We start from the raw sequence: 20,789 nt of genomic DNA, 5'->3' as shown, positions 1-20,789 counted from the left end.
GTGGAGCGCAGGTAAGACCGGACCCCGTGCCGGCACCGCGCCGAGAAGCAGGAATCCACCCGGACGCCGCGTGTTCCACGCGCAGCGTGGAGGGAATCTCCGTCCTTTAGGGCGGAGAGATCGTCAAGGCACGATGCAGGCGATGTGGCGGCATCGGGGCGCGCTGCGCGACCGCGGCCCGGGTGGCCGGCTCGGCCGGCGCGGACTGCCGTACCTGACGGTGTTCCAGGTCGTGCTGCCGCTCACCGCGCCGGCCGTCGACGTCTTCGCCCTCTACGGCCTGCTGTTCCTGCCGTGGTCCCACCTGGCGCTGGCCTGGTTCGGCCTGCTCGGGTTGCAGGCGCTGACCGCCGCGTACGCGCTGCGGTTGGACCGGGAGCGGTACGGCCCGCTGTGGAGCCTGCCGTTGCAGCAGGTGGTCTACCGGCAGGTGATGTACCTGGTGGTCGTGCAGTCGGTGGTGACCGTCCTGCTGGGCAGCCGGCTGGGCTGGCACCGGATGGTCCGTACCGGTGCGGTGGCGGCGCTGGCCGAGACCGGCCGCCCCGCCGCCGGCTGACCGGGTCCCCGGCGGCCGTGGGTCAGGACCGCAGCCAGACCCGCAGCGGTCCGATCGGACGGAAGCCGGCCCGTTCGGCCGCCGCCAGATCGTCACCGGACTCGTAGCCGACCAGCGGGACGCCCGGCAGGTGCGCCAGCACCGCCCGCCAGACCCGATCCGGCGGGCCCACGGTGGTGAACACGTTGGAGAGCCCGGCGACCTCGGTGCCCCGACTGACCACCGCGCCGCCGAGAAGCGTCCCGGCGCTGTCCCGGACCGCCAGGACCGTCACCGCCGGATCGGTCAGCAGGGCCGGCCGGAACACGTCGCCGCCGCCGTGCGCGGCGGCCCAGGTGGCCAGTTCCGGCGGGGTGCCAACCTCGGTCGCGGTCACCGCGTCGCCCGGTCCCCGGCCGGCGCCCGGCGGCCGGTGCGCCGACGGTGCCCGGTGGATCCAGGCGGCCTCGAACAGCACCTGGAACCCGTGCCCGGTCAGGTCGAGTGTGGCGAAGCTGTCCTTCACGGTCGCGCCGGCCGTCGCGTCGATCCGGGACAGCAACCGGTCGTCGGCGTCGGGGCGCAGGGTGACGGCGTCCGGGTGGTACCGCGGCGGGCGGCGCGGCACCGTCCATCCGTCTGGTCGCCAGTCGCCGACCAGGCCGTGCGCGCGGCACACGGTGTCGCACCATCTGGCGTTGTCGCGGACCGCCGCCAGGAGCGGACGAGGGACGCTCACCGGGAGCCCGGGCCGGTGAGCCAGTCGGTGCCGATCACGTCGCCAGACTACGACCAGGCGACGGTGGGGGACGGTCCGCCACCCGCGACGCACGCGCCGGTACCGTCGGCCACCCCGGCGACGCACGCGCCGGCGGGCCGGCCCGCCACCCGAGAGTGCCGGACCGGCCCACCGTCCCCCGTGCGGACCGGGCCCCGGCCGGGCACCCCCGTGCCGTCCGGCCGGGACCCGCCCGGCCGTCGAGGACCTGGCCGTCGCCGGCGAAGACGATGGTGACGTCGGGGTGCAGCAGCGCGGCGAAACCGGCCAGGTCGCGGCGGTGGGTGGTGTCGACGTACTGGTCGACGGCCGCGTCGAACCGGCGGGCGCGTGACCGGTCCGCCTGTCGGCACGATCACACCGCCGGGGCCGGCCGCCCGCCGGGCAGGTCCCCTACCGTCGCGGGTATGAGCGCACATTTCGACGTGGTGGTGCTGGGCGCGGGCCCCGGCGGCTACACCGCGGCCGTCCGGGCCACCCAGCTGGGCCTGCGCACGGCCGTCATCGAGGAACGGTACTGGGGCGGCGTCTGTCTGAACGTGGGCTGCATCCCGTCCAAGGCGCTGCTGCGCAACGCGGAACTGGCGCACATCGTCACCAGCGAGGCGAAGACCTTCGGCATCGAAATCGACGGCAGCGTGCGGTTCGACTACGGGGCCGCCCACCGGCGCAGCCGCAAGGTCGCCGACGGGCGGGTCAAGGGCGTCCACTACCTGATGAAGAAGAACGGCGTCACCCAGTACGACGGGCGCGGCACCTTCCTCGACGCGCACACCCTCCAGGTCGCCACCGCGGCCGGCGGGACCGAGACGGTCACCTTCGACCACTGTGTCATCGCCGCCGGCGCCACCACCCGGCTGCTGCCCGGCAGCACGCTGTCCGACCGGGTGGTGACGTACGAGGAGCAGATCCTCAGCGCCGACCTGCCGGAGCGCATCGTGATCGTGGGCGCCGGCGCCATCGGCGTCGAGTTCGCGTACGTGCTGCGCAACTACGGGGTCGCGGTGACCCTGGTCGAGTTCCTCGACCGGATCGTGCCGACCGAGGACGAGGAGATCTCCGCCGAACTGGCCAAACGCTACCGGCGGCTCGGCATCGACGTGCACACCTCGACCCGGGTGGAGGGGATCGAGGAGACCGGCGACCGGGTCCGGGTCACCGTGTCGAAGGACGGCCGGCAGCGGGTGCTGGAGGCGGACAAGGTCCTGCAGGCGATCGGCTTCCAGCCCCGGGTGCAGGGGTACGGCCTGGACCGCACCGGGGTCCGGCTGACCGACCGGGGCGCCATCGACGTGGACGCCCGGTGCCGCACCAGCGTCGACCACATCTTCGCCATCGGCGACGTGACGGCGAAGCTGATGCTGGCGCACGCCGCCGAGTCGATGGGCATCGTCGCCGTGGAGACCATCGCCGGGGCCGAGACGATGGAACTCGACTACGTGATGATCCCGCGGGCCACCTACTGCCAGCCGCAGATCGCCAGCTTCGGCTGGACCGAGGCGCAGGCCCGGGAACGGGGCTTCGACGTACGGGTGGCGAAGTTCCCGTTCACCGCGAACGGCAAGGCGCACGGGCTCGGCGACAGCACCGGCCTGGTCAAGGTGCTCAGCGACGCGACGCACGGCGAACTGCTCGGCGCGCACCTGATCGGCCCGGAGGTCACCGAACTGCTGCCCGAGCTGACCCTGGCCCAGCAGTGGGACCTGACCGTGCACGAGGTGGCCCGCAACGTGCACGCCCACCCGACCCTCGGCGAGGCGGTCAAGGAGGCGATCCACGGCCTGGCCGGTCATATGATCAACATGTGACGACCCGGCCCGGCCCGGCGTGCGCCGCGACCACCGACGGCGCACGTCACGGCCGGTGGGCGGCGACGAACGGCTGCTTCAGGTGCGCGGTGGCCAGCACCGCGCTGTGTTCACCGGCCTCGGCCAGCAGCGCCCGCCGGCTGCGCCGGGCCACCTCCTGGTCGTCCTCGTACCGGTAGCCGACGTCCGGGTTGACCAGTTGCACCGCGTGCACCAGCAGGTCGCCGGTGACCACGAGCTGCCGCCGGTCGTGCGCGACAAGCACCGACTGGTGCCCGGGGGTGTGGCCCGGGGTGGGCAGCACGGTGACCTGTCCGCCGTACCGGCCGGCGGGGCCGGCGCCGAACAGCGCGGTCCGTCCGGTGACCTCGTGCAGCTGGCCGGTCCGGCGCAGCGGTTCGATCAGGTACGCCACCAGCCCGCTGCCGGCGGCCTCCAGCGCGGCGATCTCGGCGTGCTGCACGACGTACCGGGCGTTGCCGAAGACCGGCACCCCGGCCGGCGTCACCGACCAGCCGATGTGGTCGCCGTGCACGTGGGTCAACACCACCGTGTCGATGTCGGCCGGGTCGATGCCCGCCTCGGCCAACCGCTCGGGCAGGTGCCCGGGCACCGGGGCCCAGCTCGACGCGGGGGAGCCGGCCGGGCCGACCCCGGTGTCGACCAGGACGTACCGGCCGGTCGGCCGGCGGACGGCGTAGCAGCGGAAGTCCAGGTTCCAGCCGTCGTCCGGCCCGAACGCCCCGGGGTCGAGCCGTCGCGCGCGCTGCCAGTCGGCGTCGGTCGCGGCGGGGAACGCGTCCTGCCGGGTGGTGAAGAACGGACCGGTCGCGTCGTACAGGGCGATCACGTCGTACGGGCCGACGGAGCGGCTGGCCGTCGCGGTCGGACGACGCCCGGCTCCGACCGCCCACGCGGCGTCGCCACGACCGATCTGTGTCACGCCTGCTCCCAGGGCGGCGGCGCCCATCAGCAGCTTCCGCCGTCCGATGGGGTGCTGACCGAAACTCATCTCTTCTCCTTGGTCGGGGCCGTCGCCGGGGCGGTACGGTGTCGACACGCCGGGTGGCGATCGGAACGGGCCGATCCGTGCGGGCGTCAGTCGACCAGCCGGACCCGACGCGGTGCGAGCGATTCGAGGGTTTTCGAAAGGCGGCCAGTGATCACATTCGCCGTGGACGCCGAGCGGCTGACCCGGTCGAGGTTCGCCATCTCCCGGGTCGCGGAGCTGACCACCGGCCTGGAGGTGCTGACCCACCCGGAGCGGGCGCCGTTCGCCGCCGGCTGGGTGGCACAGACCCGGCACCGGCTGGCCGGACCGGACCTCGCGGTGCTGGTGGCGCTGGCCGAGTGCGCCACCTGGTACGTGCCCGACTTCCTGGTGCCGGTGCCCGCCGAGTACGAGCCCACGCTGGCCGCCGAACTCGACGCGGTGGCCGCCATGCCGCCGGACCTGGTACGCGAGCAGCTGCGCTTGGCGTTCCGGATCGGTCCGCCGCCACCGGAGGCGTTGCGCCGCACCAACTCCGCACCGGGCCGGGACCCGCGGGCGCCCCTGCCCACCGTGGTGGCGGACGTCCTGGCCGCCGGCGAGTCGGCGCTGACCGCGTGCGTGGCCGAACAGCTCGACCGCTGCTGGACGCTGGTGCTCGCCGACTCCTGGCCCGCCCTGCGCCGGATCCTCGACGAGGACGTACGGGAACGCGCCGCGCTGGCCGGCCGGACCGGCCTCGCCGAGATCTTCGGCAGCCTGCATCCGACGCTGAGCTGGGACGGCGCCCGGGTGATGCTGGACCGGCCGTGGCGCATCCACGTGGACGTCACCCCGGGACTGGTGCTCACCCCGTCGATCTTCCTGCCGTCGCCGGCCGTCTGGACCGGACGCCCGGGTCAGGGGATGCTCGGCTACCCTGCGCTCGGCCGGGGCCGGGTGTGGGCCGCCCCGGAGCGGGCCGCCGACCGTACCGGCCTGTTGGGGCTGCGCCGGACCGCGCTGCTGGCCGACCTGCGTACCCCGCGGTCGACCACCGACCTGGCGGCCCGGCACCAGCTCAGCCCGGCGACCGTCTCGTACCACCTGGGCCGGCTGCACCAGGCCGGCCTGGTGGCCCGCCGACAGTCCGGGCACAGCGTGCTGTACCAGCGCACCGACCAGGCCGCCGCGCTGCTGACCGCGGTCGGCGCCCCGGCCACCGGCGCGGACGACTGAGCGGGGAGCGGGATGTCATGTCGCGACCGGTGACGGCCGACTTCTGGTGCGACCCGAGTTGCCCCTACACCTGGGTCACCGCGCCTCGCCCGCCGCCGGCATCGACCTGGTCGGCCGGCACGTCGGTACGCCGATCATCGCCGTCGGCGCGGCGGACGGCAGCGGCGCTGCTGGTGGCCGGGGTGCCTTCGACGCCACACCTCGGGCCAGGACAGTCGCGGCAGCACAGCGGAACTATCGATCATCGAATCTGTCTCCGGGGGTGTTCGTCGGGCTTCCTGTGGTGATGCGCGGGTTGCGCGGTCTCGCTGGCCCGGACCGCGGTCCGGGCCAGCGAGACGACCGCCTGTCCGGTCACCGTCAGCGGAACGGGCGGAAGAACGCCCGGACATCGTCGGCCAGGAGGTCCGGTGCTTCCAGGGCGGCGAAGTGGCCGCCGCGGTCGAACTCGGTCCAGCTCACCAGGTTGTGGTCGCGTTCGGCGAGCGGCCGCAGGGTGATGTCGTTGGGGAACACGGCCACCCCGGTCGGCACCGGTGACCGGGGTTTTGTCCGGCCCCAGGTGCGGGCGTCCTCGTAGTAGATACGGGCGGCGGATCCGGCGGTGCCGGTCAGCCAGTAGATCGAGACGTCGGTGAGGATGAGGTCGCGGTCGATTGCGTCCTCCGGCAGGCCGCCGCTCGGGTCGGTCCATTCCTTGAACTTCTCGACGATCCAGGCGAGCTGGCCGACCGGCGAGTCGGTGAGGGCGTAGGCGATGGTCTGCGGCCGGGTGGCCTGGACGATCGCGTACCCGGACATGTCCGTACCCCAGGTGCCCATGAGCGCGAGGCGGGCCTGGTCGGTCTCGCTGAGGCCGACCAGTTCCCCCGGGTCGCCGGAGGGAAAGGTGCCCAGGTTGTTGACGTGCACGCCGACCACGTGCTCGGGGTCGATGCGGCCCAGCTGGGGGGAGACGATCGCACCGGTGTCGCCGCCCTGTGCGCCGTAGCGGTGGTAGCCGAGGCGGCTCATCAGCTTCGCCCAGGCGTCAGCCACCCGGTCGGTGGTCCATCCCGAGGTGGTGAGCGGGCTGGAGAAGCCGAAGCCGGGCAGCGACGGGGCCACGATGTGGAAGGCGTCGGCGCGATCGCCACCATAACTGGCCGGATCGGTCAGCGGGCCGATGATGTTCATGAACTCGACCACCGAGCCGGGCCAGCCGTGGGTGAGGATCAACGGCAGCGCGTGCGGCTCGGGCGAACGGACGTGCAGGAAGTGCACGTTCTGCCCGTGAATCTCGGTGGTGAACTGGGGGAATTCGTTGAGCCGCGCCTCGTGGGAGCGCCAGTCGTAGCTGGTGCGCCAGTACTCGACCAGGTCTTTCAGGTAGTCCAGCGGCACCCCGGCCGCCCAACCGTTGGTGGGGACGTGGCTCGGCCAGCGGGTCCGGGCGAGCCGCTCACGCAGGTCGTCGAGGCGGTCCTGGGATATGTCGATCCGAAACGGGGTGATCTCTTCGCTCATGGAAACGACACTATGAGACACCTAGGACAGCTTCGGCCCTAGGCGGCTGACAGAATCGCGGACATGCTGGAAACCTCGGCCCGACTGTTGCGGCTGCTCGGACTGCTGCAGACCCCGCGCGAATGGGCCGGCACGGAGCTTGCGCGGCAGCTCAAGGTCGACGTGCGGACGGTGCGCCGCGACATCCAGAAGCTGCGTGATCTCGGCTATCCGGTGCACGCCACTCCCGGCGCGGCAGGCTACCGGCTCGGAGCCGGAACGAGGCTCCCGCCGCTGCTGCTCGACGAAGAGGAAGCCGTCGCCGTCGCCATCGCCCTGCGCACCGCCGCCAGCGGCACGGTCACCGGTATAGCGGAAACCTCGCTGCGCGCACTGGCCAAGCTCGAACAGGTGCTGCCGTCGCGCGTACGACACCGGGTGAACCTGCTGCACTCGGTCACCGTCACCGTTCCCGCGGCCGGGCCCACCGTGCCTCCGGATGTGCTGACCGCCGCCGCCGGCGCCTGCCGCCGGCACGAGCGGATCCGGTTCGACTACCGCAGCCACGACGGCACCGACTCCGTTCGTGACGTCGAACCGCACCGGTTGGTCCACACCGGCCGACGCTGGTACCTGGTCGGCTGGGACACCGACAGGCGCGACTGGCGCACCTACCGGGTCGACCGAATCCGCCCCCACCTCCCGACCGGCCCACGCTTCACACCCCGCCAGGCTCCCGACGTCGACCTTGTCCGCTACCTCACCCGCGGGGTCTCCTCCGCCCCCTACCGCTATCAGGCCCGGATCATCATGTACGCGCCAGCCGAGACCGCCGCCGAGCGGATCCCGCCCACCGTCGGCGTCATCGAGGCCGTCGACCCGCACACCTGCCTGCTGCACGCCGGATCGAACTCTCTCGACGAGATCGCCGTCTACGTCGCGCTGTTCGGCTTCCGCTTCCGGATAGAACAGCCACCCGAACTGATCACACACATGCGACGCCTCACCGCCCGCCTCGCCGACGCCACCGACGACTAGGACCGCGTGAGCACACCCGTCCAGCCAACCCGGGCAGCCGCCGGGGTGCCGCGGAAGGGCACGCCCGGTAGCGGCCCGGGTCAGGCTGCCGGGTCAGGCTGCCGGGTCAGTTTGCCGGGTCAGGCTGCCCGGGTCAGCTCGGCGTTGGCACGGGCGGTCACGGTGGCCAGCACCCGTCCGGCGGTGGACAGGTCCGCGGCGGGCAGGTCGCCGTAGAGCCGGGCGGTGACCTCGTCGAGGGCCGCGCGGATGTCGGCGTACCGGGCCCGTCCCGCGTCGGTGAGGGCCACCGTCCCGGCGCCGACGGTCAGCAGGCCGGCGTCGGTCAGACCGTCGATCGTCGCGAGCGCAATCCCGTCATCGATCTTCAGGGCACCGGCCATCCGGTCCGCCAGGCGTGTCCGGCCCAGCGGCGCGTCGGCGGTGGCGGTGAGGTTCAGCGCCACCCAGTCGTGGAAGTCGACGCCGGCGCCGGCCAGCAGGCGGTCCAGGACCGCCCGGGTGGCGTGTTCGGCCTGGCCGATGACCTGGCCGTTGAGGGACGGGGGGTGGGACATGGTCACTCCTTGGTCGGATTGTCGAGCGGTACGTCCAGCAGGGCCCGCAGCTCGTCGGTGAACGCCGCGGTGCGTCGGCCGTCCAGACCGCCGAGCGGCGACAGCAGCCGGTCGGCGAGCTGGTGGACGATCGTGACGGCGCGTCGCGTGACGTCGGTGCCGCGGTCGGTGAGAGCCAGCCGGACCGCCCGGGTGTCGGTGGGATCCTCGGCACGGGTGACGAGGCCGGCGCTCTCCAGCGCCCGGGCCAGCTTCGACACGTAGAGCGGTTCGAGGCCGGTGTGGTCGGCCAGCTGCCGCTGGCTGGGCCGCAGTCCCGTCCGGCCCATGCCGGACAGCGATGCGAGCAGCGAGTACTGCGCGTGGGTGAGCCCCAGCGGTGCCACGGCCCGATCGACGGCCACCCGCCACTTCATGGACAGTCGCCAGATCAGAAAGCCCGGTGTGGGACCCGTCGTGCTCACGACAGATAGAGTACATGGACATCATGTACATGGCTAGTATCGGGTCGCGACGTCCGGTCCTGCCCTACGATCCGCCGATGGACGGTGTGACGCCAGCTGACAGGAATCCGTTGAGGACCACGACCCACCGGATCGGCGGCAGGGCGTACCAGGGGGTGGCCGGGCGTACCGGGGAGGTCTTCGACCCGGCGACGGGCCGGGTCGCCGGCCGGGTCGACCTGGCCGACGCGACGGTGGTGGACGCGGCCGTGGCCGCGGCGGCCGAGGCGTTCCCCCGGTGGCGCGACACCTCGCTGGCCCGCCGGTCGGCGGTGCTGTTCGCCTTCCGGGAGGCGCTGTTCGCCCGGCAGGACGAACTGGCCGCGCTGGTCACCGCCGAGCACGGCAAGGTGCTCTCCGACGCGGTCGGTGAGGTGCGGCGCGGCCTGGAGTCGGTCGAGTTCGCCTGCGGGGTTCCCTACCTGCTGCGCGGGGGGTTCACCGAGAACGCCTCGACCGGGGTGGACGTCCACTCGATCCGGCAGCCGCTCGGCGTGGTCGGGGTGATCTCGCCGTTCAACTTCCCGGCGATGGTGCCGCTGTGGTTCGTGCCGAACGCGATCGCCTGCGGCAACACGGTGGTGCTCAAGCCGAGCGAGAAGGACCCGTCGGCGGCGAACCTGCTGGCGGACTGGTTCGCCGAGGCCGGTCTGCCGGCCGGCGTGCTGAACGTGGTGCACGGTGACCGGGAGGCGGTCGACCGGATCCTGGTACACCCGACGGTGAAGGCGGTGTCGTTCGTCGGTTCCACCCCGGTCGCCCGGCACGTGTACGAGACGGGCACCCGGGCCGGCAAGCGGGTGCAGGCGCTGGGCGGCGCCAAGAACCATATGGTGGTGCTGCCCGACGCCGATCTCGACCTGGCCGCCGACGCGGCGGTGTCGGCCGGCTACGGCTCGGCCGGCGAGCGGTGCATGGCGGTGTCGGTGGTGGTGGCCGTCGACCCGGTCGGCGACGACCTGGTCACCCGGATCGCCGACCGGATCGGCCGGCTGACCGTCGGCGACGGGCGGCGGCCGGGCGTCGAGATGGGCCCGCTGGTGACCGGGGCGCACCGGGACCGGGTGGCGTCCTACCTGGACGCCGGGCGGGCCGCCGGAGCCGAACTCGTGGTCGACGGGCGGGACCACCCGGTCGACGGCGACGGGGGCGGCTTCTGGCTCGGTCCGACGCTGTTCGACCGGGTCACGTCGGCGATGTCCGTCTACACCGACGAGATCTTCGGCCCGGTGCTGTCGGTGGTCCGGGTGCCGACCTACGCCGCCGCGGTGGAACTGGTCAACAGCAACCCGTACGGCAACGGGACGGCGATCTTCACCACCGACGGGGGCGCGGCCCGCCGTTACCAGAACGAGGTCGAGGTCGGCATGGTCGGCGTGAACGTGCCGATCCCGGTGCCGGTGGCGTACTACTCGTTCGGCGGGTGGAAGGACTCCCTGTTCGGCCACGCGCACGCCTACGGCCCGGAGGGCGTCGACTTCTATCTCCGTTCCAAGGTCGTCACCACCCGCTGGCCCACCCCCTCCCACCCCTCCGCCCCCACCCTCAACTTCCCCCAGAACACCTGACCCCGGTTTGCCTCGTTGATCATGAAGTTGTTGTCACCCCACCCGGCGTGTCGTGACAACAACTTCATGATCAACGGAGCAGGTGGGGGCGGAAGTTGTTGAGGGTGGTGATCAGGGCTTGGACCATGCTCTGGGTGGTGGCGCCGTGGGCGGTGTCGTCCAGCAGGGTCAGCGTCGAGCCGGGCCACGCCTGATGCAGGTGCCAGGGGATGTCGGCGGGGCTGCTGATGTCGAGTCGGCCGTGGATCAGCGCGCCGGGGATGCCGGCCAAGGTGCCGGCCCCGCGCAGCAGGACGTCCTCGTCCAGCCAGGCGGCGTTGGCCCAGTAGTGGGTCACCAGGCGGGCGACGCACAGCCGCAGCGCCGGGTCGGCGAACCGGGGGTCGGGCCTGGGCGGCCGACCGGCGGTGGCCACGTGGGTGTCCTCCCAGGCGCACCAGGCCCGGGCGGCCCGGTCGCGGACCGCCGGATCCGGGTCGTGCAGCAACCGGGAGTACGCGGCGGCGAGGTTGCCGTCCCGCTCGGCCACCGGTACGCCGTCGCGGAACCGGGCCCACTCCTCGGGGAAGACCCGGCCCATCGACCGGGTGATCCAGTCCACCTCCTGCCGGGTGGTGGTGGCGACGCTGAACAGGACCAGCTCGCTGACCCGGTCCGGGTGCCGCTGCGCGTACGCCAGGCCCAGCGTCGAGCCCCACGAGCCACCGAACACCAGCCACCGGTCGATACCCAGCAGCCCGCGCAGCCGTTCGATGTCGGCGATCAGGTGGTGGGTGGTGTTGGCGGACAGGTCCACGGTGGGCTCGCCCGCGTGCGGCGTGCTGCGGCCGCAGTTGCGCTGGTCGAACAGCACGATCCGGTAGGCGACCGGGTCGAAGTAGCGGCGCCAGCCGGGGGTGCAGCCCGAGCCCGGCCCGCCGTGCAGCACCACGGCCGGCTTGCCGTCCGGGTTGCCGCAGGTCTCCCAGTGGACGAAGTGGCCGTCGCCGACGTCCAGCAGGCCGCGGTCGTACGGCTCGATCTCCGGGTGCCGGCCGGTCATCGGGCGCCTCCTCGGCAGAGATATGACAGTGCTGTTATATTTCTACCATGGCTACCCCGCCGGACCGCGTCCTCGTCGGCACGCTGCTGCGACACGTGCTGGAACTGCTCGACGGCGACGTGGCGAAGGTCTACCTCGAACAGGGCCTGCCGGACTACCGCCCGCGCTACTCACCGCTGGTGCGGGTGCTGGTCGCCACCGGCCCGATGTCGATCCGGGAGATCGCCGACGCGGTCGGGGTGACCCACTCCGCGGCCAGCCAGACGGTGGCCCAGATGGGCCGGGCGGGCCTGGTGACCCTCGAACCCGGGACGGACGCCCGCCGCCGGATCGTCCACCTCACCGCCCGCTGCCGGGACCTGCTGCCGGTGATCGAGGCCGAGTGGGCGGCCACCACCGCCGCGATGGACGAACTCGACCGCGAGCTGCCGGTCCCGCTGGCCGACGTGCTGATCCGGACCGCGCAGGCGCTGCGGGACCGCCCGTTCCGCGAGCGGATCGCCGACGCGCACGCTCGTGCCTGTCCGCCCACCGGCGCCGAGGTCACGGTTTCCTGACCGACGCCCCCGCGGGCGAGGCTTCGAAGAGTACGACTCATCGCGCGCCGGCGGACGGCGTGGTTGCGACGCAACCCAGTGACTGCTATCAATGAGTGGTTTGGTGTTGCGTACCGTCTGGCCCCGGGCTGCCAGATGGATCGCATTCTTCCGGTCGGGCGGTCGGACCTCCGCCAGCCGACCCGCCCCGAGGCATCCGGCTGATCCGCATCCGCACATCGAGGGAGTGTCATGAGAGCGAATCGTCGTCGGCTCCTGCTCGCGGCCGGGACGGCCGTCGCGGTCGGCGCCTACGGGCTCGTCGCGGCCGGGTCCGCGCACGCCGCGACCGGCTGCCAGGTCGCCTACACGGTCAGCTCGCAGTGGCCGGGTGGCTTCGGCGCCAACGTCACCATCACCAATCTCGGTGATCCGGTCACCAGTTGGCGGCTGACCTGGAACTTCGCCGCCGGGCAAACCGTCGGCCAGTACTGGAACGCGACCATCACCCAGACCGGTGGCGCGGTCACCGCGACCAATGTGTCCTACAACGGCGGCATCGCCACCGGAGGGAACACGAGTTTCGGGTTCAACGGCTCGTGGAACGGCAGCAACCCCGTACCGAGCGGTTTTGCCCTCAACGGCGTGACCTGCACCGGCGGCGTCACCCCGACCACGCCGGTTCCGACCACGCCGGCTCCGACCACGCCGGGGCCCACTACGCCACCCCCGACGACACCGGCACCGACCACGCCGGCACCGACCACGCCGCCGCCGGCGGGCGGCCTGCCGTGTGATCTCTACGCCGCTGGCGGCACACCCTGCGCGACCGCGCACAGCACCACCCGGGCGATGTTCGCGTCCTACAACGGCCCGCTCTACCAGGTGCAGCGCGCCTCCGACAAGGCGTACCGGGACGTCGGGCTGCTGTCGGCGGGTGGCTACGCCAACGCCGCGATCCAGGACTCGTTCTGCGCCAACACCTCGTGCACGATCACCAAGATCTACGACCAGACCTCGTACCACAATGACATGCCGGTCTCCTGGGGTGGACTCTGGAAGGGCAGCGGGCCCAACGGGTCGGACAGCCCGGCGAACGCCAAGGCGCTGCCGCTGACCGCGGGCGGGCACCCGGTGTACGGGATCAAGATCGACCCGGGCATGGGGTACCGGGTCGACAACGCCAAGGGCGTGCCGACCGGCTCGCAGCCGGAGGGCGTCTACATGGTGACCTCGTCCAACTACACCAGCGGTGACTGCTGCTTCGACTACGGCTCGGGCGTGAACAACCACACCGACGCCGGCAACGGCACCATGGCCGCCATCTACTGGGGCACCGCCTGCTGGTTCGGGACCTGGGGTAACAACCCCTGCGTGGGCACCGGTCCCTGGGTGGAGGCGGACCTGGAGAACGGCATGTTCCACACCGGCAGCGGGTCGAACAAGGACCCGAACAACCAGGGCGTGCACCTGCCCTTCGTGAGCGCCTGGTTGAAGGAGAACGGCACCAGCAATTTCACCCTCAAGTACGGCAACGCCAACAGCGGTGGCCTCACCACCCCGTACTCCGGGCCGCTGCCGCCGGGCGGTTACTCGCCGATGCGGATCGGCAACTCGATCCTGCTCGGCACCGGCGGTGACAACAGCCCGTACGGCAAGGGCTACTTCTTCGAGGGCGCGGTGACCATCGGCTATCCCACCGATGCCACCGAGAACGCCGTGCAGGCCAACATCACCTCGGTCGGGTACCGGTTCTGACCGCGGGGACGCGTTCTGACCGCGGGGACGCGCCGGGGAATTGATCGGCCGGGATCGCCGCCCGGGAGCGGGGGCGGCGATCCCGGCCCTGCCGGCGTCGTGTCGGCAGAAACCTTAATCCGAATTATCTTGCTAATTGACGTGCTTTTTACCCGCACATTGACGTTTCTCAGAATTGCACCTTATGGTCCGATCGGCCGGCTGGGGTTTGTCCGCCCGTCCTCAGTTACCACCTGGGCTTCTGGTTCAACTCGCCGGCCGACGCGGTCAAGGCGGGTTGCCCGGGCGGGGTGACCCCGTTCAACGGTGACCACACCGCCGGGGTCCAGGCGATGAGTACGCGCAGCTTCCCCGACCAGTTCGGTCCGCTGCGCCGGCTGCGGTCCTGACCGCGTCCGCCGGGATGCGGCGTCCCACGGAGGACGCCGCATCCGGGTGTCCATCCGGGTGCGGCGGGAGAATCCACCCGTGCGGGGTGTTTCGCACCCCGGGTCCGAGGGGATGACGTCAGATCGGTGACGGCCCCACGGACGGGACCGCCCCACAGCCGCCGGCCGCCGGGCCGGTTCGACGCGTCGAGAGGACGGGCGGATGCCAACGAAGGACGGGCGCAGGGTGGTGGTGGTGACGGGAGCGAGCGGCGGCATCGGCCGGGCGACGGCCCGGCAGTTCGCCCGGGGCGGGGACGCGGTCGCGCTACTCGCCCGGGGTGAGGCCGGTCTGGAGGCCGCCGCCGAGGACGTCCGGGCGGCCGGCGGGGTCGCGCTGCCGCTGCGGGTGGATGTCGCGGACCACGCGGCGGTCGACCGCGCGGCGACCGAGGTGGAGGAGGAACTCGGCCCGATCGACGTCTGGGTCAACGACGCCTTCTCGTCGGTCTTCGCCCCGTTCCTGGAGGTCAGCCCCGAGGAGTTCGAACGGGCCACCGCCGTCACCTACCTCGGTTACGTCAACGGCACCCGGTCCGCCCTGACCCGGATGACCAAGCGGAACCAGGGCGCCGTGGTCCAGGTCGGGTCCGCGCTGGCCTACCGCGGGATACCGCTGCAGAGCGTCTACTGCGGTGCCAAGCACGCCATCCAGGGCTTCAACGAGTCCGTACGGTGCGAGCTGCTGCACGACAAGAGCAACGTCCGGGTCACCATGGTGCAGATGCCGGCGGTCAACACCCCGCAGTTCGGCTGGGTGCTCAACCGGCTGCCGAAGCACCCGCAGCCGGTCCCGCCGATCTACCAGCCCGAGGTGGCCGCCCGCGCGGTCGTCTACGCCGCCGAACACCCCCGCCGCCGTGAGTACTGGGTCGGTGCCTCCACCGCGGCCACCCTGATCGCCAACGCCGTGGCGCCCGGTGTGCTGGACCGCTACCTCGGCCGTACCGGCTTCGGCTCGCAGCAGACCGATCGACCGGCCGACGTCGAGCCGCCCAACCTGTGGCAGCCCGCCGACCAGAAGCCGGGCCAGGACCAGGGCGCGCACGGCTCCTTCGACGACCAGTCCCACCCGCGCAGCGCCCAACTCTGGGCCTCGCAGCACCACGGGCTGCTCGCCGTCGGCGCCGCGGCGCTGGTCGCCGGCGCCGGGATCCTGGTCGGCAACCGCCGTCGGGCCCGTGCCGGCTGGGCCGGCCGGCTCGGCCTCGGCCGATCGTGAACCGCCGGTCGACCGGCCACTGGTCCGCCCGGTTCGCCCCGGCCGCGGCGCGGCTGACCACCGGCCTGTCCGGCGCCCCGTTCCGCCTGGCCGGGTCCGGTCCCAGCCGCTCCGGCTCGTTCGGGCGCTGGCGGTCGGGCCCGGTCCGGCCCGCCCGGGTACGGACGATGGAGGCCGGCCGCGCCGTCTGGGGCGTACTGCTGATCGTCGCCCCCGGGGCGGTGCTGCGCGCCGCCGGATCGGCCGACCGGCGGGTGGCCCGCAACACGATGCGGGTCCTCGGTGCCCGGCACGTCGCGCAGGCGGCGCTGTCCGGCCTGCGTCCCCGCCGGACCACCGTCGCCGTCGGGGCGTTGGTCGACGCGCTGCACGCCGCCAGCGACGTGGCGATCGCCGCGGTCGATCCGCGCTACCGGCGGATCGCGACCATCGACGCCGTCGTCACCGCCGCATGGTCCGGACTGGGCGGACGGGAAGCCACCCGCCGCCCCTGAGCTGGGTGTCAGTTCCCCCGGATCACCGCGACCGGGCAGTGGCCGTGGTGCAGCAGTTGCTGGCTGACCGAGCCGAGCAGCAGGCCACGGAAGCCGCCGTGGGTTGCCCAGCACCATCAGGGCGGCGTGCCGGGACTGCTCCCAGAGCGCCACCGAGGCCGGGCCGGCCAGCAGCGTGCCGGTGACGGTGACCCCGGGGTGCGCCTCGGCCGCCGCCTTCGCGGCGTCCTGCACCACCGTCTCGGCCTTCTGCTTGGCGACCATGTCCGGCCAGGTCGGGGCCGTGGCCAGGGTCGCCGGGACGACCGGCCACTCGAAGGCGTACGCGAGCACGACCGGGAGGTGGGTACGGGCGGCCTCGGTCATCGCCCAGTCCACCGCGGCACTGGCGGATCCGTCTTGACATCCTCTCCGCCCTGAAGGACGGAGATTCCCTCCACGCTGCGCGTGGAACACGCGGCGTCCGGGTGGGTTACCGCTTCCCTGCGCGCCGCCGGGACGAGGCCAGGTCTTACGTGCGCTCCACGGTCGTTGAAGTCCGCCTGTCCGGCGGCCTTGATATTCCTGGCGGCGTTGACGTCCCGGTCGTGGGCTGACCCGCACGGGCAGGTCCACGACCGGACATCGAGGGTCATCTTGTCGTTGATCCGGCCGCAGTCCGAGCACATTCGGGTGGACGGGAACCAGCGGTCCACCCGGCCGAACGTGCGCCCGCACCTCGCGGCTTTGTACTCCAACATGGCGGTGAAGCTCGCCCAGCCGGCATCGTGCACGGACCTGGCGAGCCTCGTCCGGCCGAGACCGACAACGCAGAGATCCTCGACGTACACCGCTTGGTTGTCGCGGATGATCGCCGTGGACAGCTTGTGCTGCCAGTCTCGCCGGGTGTCGGCCACCCGCGCGTGAGCGCGAGCGACCTTCTTGACTGCCTTCTTGCGGTTGGCCGAGCCCTTCTGCTTGCGGGAAAGGTCCTGTTGTAGCCGCTTGAGCTTGTGGGCCGCGCGGCGCAGGAACTTCGGCGCGGTGACTATCGTGCCGTCCGACATGACCGCGAAGTGGGTCAACCCGAGGTCGATCCCGACCTCCGAGTCCGTCTTGGGCAGGGGCTCGTCCGTGGTCTGGACGACGAACGAGGCGAAGTACCGGCCCGACGCGTCTCGGATGATTGCCACGCTCGACGGATCCGAGGGCAGCGGCCGGGACCAGCGGACCTGCACGTCGCCGATCTTCGGCAGCCGCAGGCTGCCGTTGTCGAGGATCTTGAACCGGGAGTTCTTGGTGAACCGGATGGCCTGCCGATTGTCCTTGCGGGACCGGAACCGGGGCGGTGCCACCTTGCGGCCCTTGCGCTTGCCGATGATCGAGGCGAAGAAGTTGCGGTAGGCGGTGTTCAGGTCGGCGAGGGCCTGCTGCAACACCACGGCCGACACCTCGCCCAACCACGCCCGCTCCGCAGTGGCCTTGGCCTGCGTGATGACCAACTTGGACAGCTCGGCGTCCGAGACGTACGGCAAGCCCTGCTCGCGGGCCTCCTGCCGCGCACGCAGTCCGTCGTTGAACACCACCCGCGCGCACCCGAACGCCTTCGCCAGCTCGATCTGCTGGCGGGGCGTCGGGTAGACACGGAAGTTGTACCGGAGCTGCATGTAAGCATTCTACCATCGTTTGTATTTAATATACCATGTTTGTCATGTCAGAAAAGCCCACTACGGTGCGGTTCACGCCCGAGATCAACGCCGCCATCCGCGCCTTCGCAGCCGAGATGGGTATCAGTTTCAACGCGGCCCTGAGCGTCCTCGTCTCTGAAGCCCTCATTGCCCGAGGCAAGCGCACCGCCGGCCGGCCCGGTTAGAGCACGCTCGGGCCTGGCGGCCCTCCCGCGCGGGCCTTCACCCCCACCCTGAAAGGCGGAGCACTGGCCCACAAATCGGTAGCCGACCACGATCGGGTTGGTTGTCATCAGACTTCTCCCTTCGGGGTGACGGGGACAGGGGACGTCAGCGCGCGCGGCGCAGCTGGCGCAGGGTCGGGTCGGGCTCCGTGCCGATCGGGGCGAGCCGCAGCTTCGCGTCGACGGTGATCGCGCCGTCCGGCCCGACCAGCACCGGGTTGAGGTCCAGCTCGGCCACCTCGGGCAGGTCCTCGGCGAGCCGGCCGAGCCGCAGCAGCAGGTCCTCGACCGCGTCGGTGTCCACCGGCGGCGCGCCGCGGTAACCGGTCAGCAGCGGCGCGGAGCGCAGCGACCGCCACATCCGGCCGGCGTCCCGGTCGGTCATCGGCACCAGCCGGAACGCCCGGTCGCCCAGCACGTCGGTGAGCACGCCGCCGAGGCCGGTCATCACCAGCGAACCGAACAGCGGGTCGTGCACGATGCCGGCCACCAGCTCGACCTGGCCGCGGACCATCGGCTGGACCAGCGCCCCACGGTCGGGCCGGCCCGCGGCGGTCACCGCCCGGTAGCCGTCCCGCACGGCCGCCTCGTCGGTCAGCCCGACCCGTACGCCGCCGACGTCGCTCTTGTGCACCAGGTCCGGGTCGGCCGACTTGAGCACCACCGGGTGGCCCAACCGCGCCGCCGCGGCGACCGCCTCCTGCTCGGAGTGCACCTCGACCGAGGGAACCAGCGGGATGCCGTACCCGGCGAGGATCGCGGCGGTCCGACCGTACGGCTGCCAGCCGCCACCCCCGGCGAGCCCCTCCCGGACCGCGGCGCGGGCGCCGGCCGGGTCGAGACCGGGCAGGTCGGCGCGGGTGCCGAGCGGTTCCCGGCGCCAGGCGGCGTACCGGGCGGCCCGCCCCAGCGCCTGCACGGCCCGTTCGGGCAGGTCGAACACGGGCGCCCGGCGCGCGCCGAACACCGGTGGCGCGTCGGGGCGGCCGACCACCACGGCGGCCGTGGTCAACGCCGGGTTGCCGTCCGCCACCGGCCCCAGGGCGGCCAGGATCTCCGGTACGTCGTTGGTGCGGGTGGCGGCGACCATCACCAGCAGCGCGTCCACCTCGCCGCTGGCGGCCACCGCGGCGGCCACCTCGCGGAACGCCGCAGTGCTGGCGCCGGCGCCGAGGTCGATCGGGTTGTCGTGACCGGCGGCCTCCGGTGCGAGGTCGGCCAGCCGTCGCCGCAGGTCGTCGCTCAGCGCCGGCAGGCGCAGCCCGGCGGTCTCGGCGGCGTCGGCGGCCAGCACGTTGATCCCGCCCGCGTTGCCGAGCACGGCCAGCCGGTCGCCGGCCGGCAACGGTTGGTCGGTGAGCATCCGGGCGGCGTCCAGCAGTTCGCCGAGGTTGTCCACCCGGACCACGCCGGCCTGAGCGAACAGCGCGTCCACGGTGACCGCGGGGGCCGCCGCGGCGGCGGTGTGCGAGGCGCCGGCCCGGGCGCCGGCCGCGGTCCGGCCGCTTCTGACCGTCAGCACCGGCTTGCGTCGGGCCAGTGCCCGGACCGTCCGGGCGAACTTGCGGGGATTGCCGAACGACTCCAGGTAGAGGGCGACGGCCCGGGTGGCCGGGTCGTCGAACCAGTACGCGATCAGGTCGTTGCCGCTGACGTCGGCCTTGTTGCCGAGCGAGACGAAGCTGGACACGCCGCACCCGGTGCGGGTGGCGTGGTCGAGCAGCGCGATGCCGACCGCCCCGGACTGCGAGGCCACCGCCAGCCCACCGGCCGCCGGCGCGGTCGGGGTGAAGCTGGCGTTCAGCCGGACCGCCGGGTCGGTGTTGACGATCCCGAGGCAGTTCGGCCCGACCAGGCGGACGCCGTACTCCCGGGCGATCCGGACCAGTTCGGCCTGCCGGGCCCGGCCCGCGTCGCCGGCCTCGCCGAAGCCCGAACCGAGCACCACGGCGGCGGGCACGCCGGCCGCCCCGGCCTCGGCGACCACCCCGGTGACCGCCTCCGCCGGCACGGCGACCACGACCAGGTCGACGGGCCCGGGCAGGGCGGCCATCGACGGGTACGCCCGCACCCCGGCCACCTCGGCGGCGTGCGGGTTCACCGCGTACAGGTCGCCGGAGAAGCCGTACTCGCGCAGCGCCCGCAGCGTCTCGTGGCCGATGCCGCCGGGGTGCCGCCCGGCACCGACCACGGCGACCGAGCGGGGCGCCAGCATCGGCCGCAGCGACGCGCGTTCGGCGACCCGGTCCCGCTCGTCCGCGGCCGACTGGGCGCCGTCGTCCGCGCCGGTGGTCAGGTCCACCTCGACGACCCCATCGGCGTAGTGCGGACTCCCACCCGTGGCCAGATCCCGGGCCACCCGCAACATCCGGCCGTTGCCCGGGAGCACGTCGCCGACCAGCTTCGCGACGCCGTGCGCGCGGGCGGACGCGGACAGGTGCTCCAGCAGCAGGGTGCCGATGCCGCGGCCGTGCTGCCGCTCGTCGACGAAGACCGCGAACTCGGCCCGTGGGTCGTCGGCGCCGGTCCGCTCGTACGACGCGACGCCGACGACGGCGCCGCCCAGCTCGGCGACCAGGGCCGCGTGCCCGGGCGAGCCGGTCCGGCACAGCCGGTCGACCTCGGTCCCGATGGTGGTGGGCCCGGGAACCGCGAAGAACCGCATGCGCAGACTCTCGATGCCGGCCCGCTCGTGGAGGGCGACCAGGTCGGCCCGGTCGGCCGGGTCGACCGGCCTGATCCGGATGATCCCGCCGTCGGCGGTGAGCGCGTCGACGCCGGGATCGACGGGTACGGCAGCGGCGGTGACGGTCACGGTCGTCTCCTGGGGGATCGGCTCTGTCGATCTCAGTCAACGCGCTCCGGCCGGCGTCGGGCAGGGTCCTTGGGCCCGTCGCCGGCCGGCCGCAGGTCCCGTGGACGCCGGTCGTCCGA

At 72.7% G+C, this 20,789-nt stretch carries 19 protein-coding genes and 1 pseudogene; 10 read left to right on the top strand and 10 right to left on the bottom strand.

The window, feature by feature from the left end; genetic code table 11:
* Nucleotides 1–142 precede the first annotated feature (142 nt).
* Nucleotides 143–559, top strand: a complete 417-nt coding sequence (locus ACFOX0_RS22035; RefSeq protein ID WP_377549091.1) for a hypothetical protein — start codon at nt 143–145, stop codon at nt 557–559.
* 22 nt (nt 560–581) lie between these two features.
* Here ACFOX0_RS22035 and ACFOX0_RS22030 read toward each other — a convergent pair whose 3' ends face one another.
* Complete coding sequence (locus ACFOX0_RS22030) at nt 582–1,217, bottom strand: hypothetical protein (RefSeq protein WP_377549088.1); 636 nt, start codon at nt 1,215–1,217, stop codon at nt 582–584.
* 506 nt (nt 1,218–1,723) lie between these two features.
* On the opposite strand from ACFOX0_RS22030, the gene lpdA reads away from it, so the two are divergent.
* On the top strand, nt 1,724–3,124 hold the full coding sequence (lpdA, locus tag ACFOX0_RS22025) for a dihydrolipoyl dehydrogenase (RefSeq protein WP_377549086.1): 1,401 nt from the start codon (nt 1,724–1,726) through the stop codon (nt 3,122–3,124).
* 46 nt (nt 3,125–3,170) lie between these two features.
* Here the strand turns inward: lpdA and ACFOX0_RS22020 are convergent, their stop codons facing one another.
* Nucleotides 3,171–4,136 (bottom strand): MBL fold metallo-hydrolase, encoded by a 966-nt coding sequence (locus ACFOX0_RS22020; RefSeq protein WP_377549084.1) that lies wholly within the window; start codon nt 4,134–4,136, stop codon nt 3,171–3,173.
* Nucleotides 4,137–4,283: 147 nt separating this feature from the next.
* Between ACFOX0_RS22020 and ACFOX0_RS22015 the strand changes: the two genes are divergently transcribed.
* Nucleotides 4,284–5,333, top strand: a complete 1,050-nt coding sequence (locus ACFOX0_RS22015) for an ArsR/SmtB family transcription factor (RefSeq protein ID WP_377549082.1) — start codon at nt 4,284–4,286, stop codon at nt 5,331–5,333.
* 360 nt (nt 5,334–5,693) lie between these two features.
* Here ACFOX0_RS22015 and ACFOX0_RS22010 read toward each other — a convergent pair whose 3' ends face one another.
* Entirely contained in the window at nt 5,694–6,839 is a 1,146-nt protein-coding gene (locus tag ACFOX0_RS22010; RefSeq protein ID WP_377549080.1) for an epoxide hydrolase family protein, read from the bottom strand.
* Nucleotides 6,840–6,902: 63 nt separating this feature from the next.
* On the opposite strand from ACFOX0_RS22010, the gene ACFOX0_RS22005 reads away from it, so the two are divergent.
* Nucleotides 6,903–7,856, top strand: a complete 954-nt coding sequence (locus ACFOX0_RS22005; RefSeq protein ID WP_377549078.1) for a helix-turn-helix transcriptional regulator — start codon at nt 6,903–6,905, stop codon at nt 7,854–7,856.
* A gap of 119 nt (nt 7,857–7,975) precedes the next feature.
* Here ACFOX0_RS22005 and ACFOX0_RS22000 read toward each other — a convergent pair whose 3' ends face one another.
* Nucleotides 7,976–8,413, bottom strand: a complete 438-nt coding sequence (locus tag ACFOX0_RS22000; RefSeq protein WP_377549076.1) for a hypothetical protein — start codon at nt 8,411–8,413, stop codon at nt 7,976–7,978.
* 2 nt (nt 8,414–8,415) lie between these two features.
* The gene (locus ACFOX0_RS21995) at nt 8,416–8,877 is read right to left on the bottom strand and encodes a MarR family winged helix-turn-helix transcriptional regulator (protein WP_377549074.1); all 462 of its coding nucleotides are present in this window, start codon (nt 8,875–8,877) and stop codon (nt 8,416–8,418) included.
* A gap of 77 nt (nt 8,878–8,954) precedes the next feature.
* Here ACFOX0_RS21995 and ACFOX0_RS21990 point away from each other — a divergent pair, with 77 nt between their 5' ends.
* Nucleotides 8,955–10,484, top strand: a complete 1,530-nt coding sequence (locus tag ACFOX0_RS21990; protein WP_377549072.1) for a CoA-acylating methylmalonate-semialdehyde dehydrogenase — start codon at nt 8,955–8,957, stop codon at nt 10,482–10,484.
* A 70-nt stretch (nt 10,485–10,554) separates the two neighbouring features.
* Here the strand turns inward: ACFOX0_RS21990 and pip are convergent, their stop codons facing one another.
* Entirely contained in the window at nt 10,555–11,526 is a 972-nt protein-coding gene (pip, locus tag ACFOX0_RS21985) for a prolyl aminopeptidase (RefSeq protein ID WP_377549070.1), read from the bottom strand.
* Nucleotides 11,527–11,573: 47 nt separating this feature from the next.
* Here pip and ACFOX0_RS21980 point away from each other — a divergent pair, with 47 nt between their 5' ends.
* The 4 genes from ACFOX0_RS21980 (at nt 11,574) to ACFOX0_RS21965 (ending at nt 15,964) form a co-directional block, all read left to right on the top strand.
* Nucleotides 11,574–12,083 carry a MarR family winged helix-turn-helix transcriptional regulator gene (locus ACFOX0_RS21980; RefSeq protein ID WP_377549068.1) on the top strand — a complete coding sequence of 170 codons (510 nt, stop codon included), beginning with the start codon at nt 11,574–11,576 and terminating at the stop codon, nt 12,081–12,083.
* A gap of 231 nt (nt 12,084–12,314) precedes the next feature.
* Nucleotides 12,315–13,820: an arabinofuranosidase catalytic domain-containing protein gene (locus ACFOX0_RS21975; protein ID WP_377549066.1), complete on the top strand. Its 1,506-nt coding sequence runs from the start codon at nt 12,315–12,317 to the stop codon at nt 13,818–13,820.
* A 591-nt stretch (nt 13,821–14,411) separates the two neighbouring features.
* On the top strand, nt 14,412–15,470 hold the full coding sequence (locus ACFOX0_RS21970; RefSeq protein ID WP_377549064.1) for an SDR family oxidoreductase: 1,059 nt from the start codon (nt 14,412–14,414) through the stop codon (nt 15,468–15,470).
* Nucleotides 15,467–15,964, top strand: coding sequence for a hypothetical protein (locus ACFOX0_RS21965; protein ID WP_377549062.1), 498 nt, complete (start codon nt 15,467–15,469; stop codon nt 15,962–15,964). Before ACFOX0_RS21970 ends, ACFOX0_RS21965 begins: the two co-directional genes overlap by 4 nt.
* Nucleotides 15,965–15,972: 8 nt before the next feature.
* Here ACFOX0_RS21965 and ACFOX0_RS21960 read toward each other — a convergent pair whose 3' ends face one another.
* From ACFOX0_RS21960 to ACFOX0_RS21950, 3 genes and pseudogenes are all read right to left on the bottom strand, one after another.
* Nucleotides 15,973–16,044: a universal stress protein gene (locus tag ACFOX0_RS21960; RefSeq protein WP_377549103.1), complete on the bottom strand. Its 72-nt coding sequence runs from the start codon at nt 16,042–16,044 to the stop codon at nt 15,973–15,975.
* A gap of 82 nt (nt 16,045–16,126) precedes the next feature.
* A pseudogene (locus tag ACFOX0_RS21955) lies at nt 16,127–16,330 on the bottom strand (universal stress protein); the annotation flags it as partial.
* Nucleotides 16,327–17,610: an RNA-guided endonuclease InsQ/TnpB family protein gene (locus ACFOX0_RS21950; protein ID WP_377549060.1), complete on the bottom strand. Its 1,284-nt coding sequence runs from the start codon at nt 17,608–17,610 to the stop codon at nt 16,327–16,329. The gene ACFOX0_RS21950 and the pseudogene ACFOX0_RS21955, both read right to left, overlap by 4 nt.
* Before the next feature lie 44 nt (nt 17,611–17,654).
* On the opposite strand from ACFOX0_RS21950, the gene ACFOX0_RS21945 reads away from it, so the two are divergent.
* Entirely contained in the window at nt 17,655–17,816 is a 162-nt protein-coding gene (locus ACFOX0_RS21945; RefSeq protein ID WP_377549057.1) for a hypothetical protein, read from the top strand.
* Between the two features lie 145 nt (nt 17,817–17,961).
* Here ACFOX0_RS21945 and ACFOX0_RS21940 read toward each other — a convergent pair whose 3' ends face one another.
* Complete coding sequence (locus ACFOX0_RS21940; protein WP_377549055.1) at nt 17,962–20,670, bottom strand: bifunctional acetate--CoA ligase family protein/GNAT family N-acetyltransferase; 2,709 nt, start codon at nt 20,668–20,670, stop codon at nt 17,962–17,964.
* Nucleotides 20,671–20,789: the final 119 nt, after the last annotated feature.

Source organism: Micromonospora zhanjiangensis (assembly GCF_042650605.1).
Classification (GTDB): domain Bacteria; phylum Actinomycetota; class Actinomycetes; order Mycobacteriales; family Micromonosporaceae; genus Micromonospora_J; species Micromonospora_J zhanjiangensis.
Note: the sequence above shows the minus strand (reverse complement) of the source record. Positions and strands in the feature narration are given on the sequence as shown.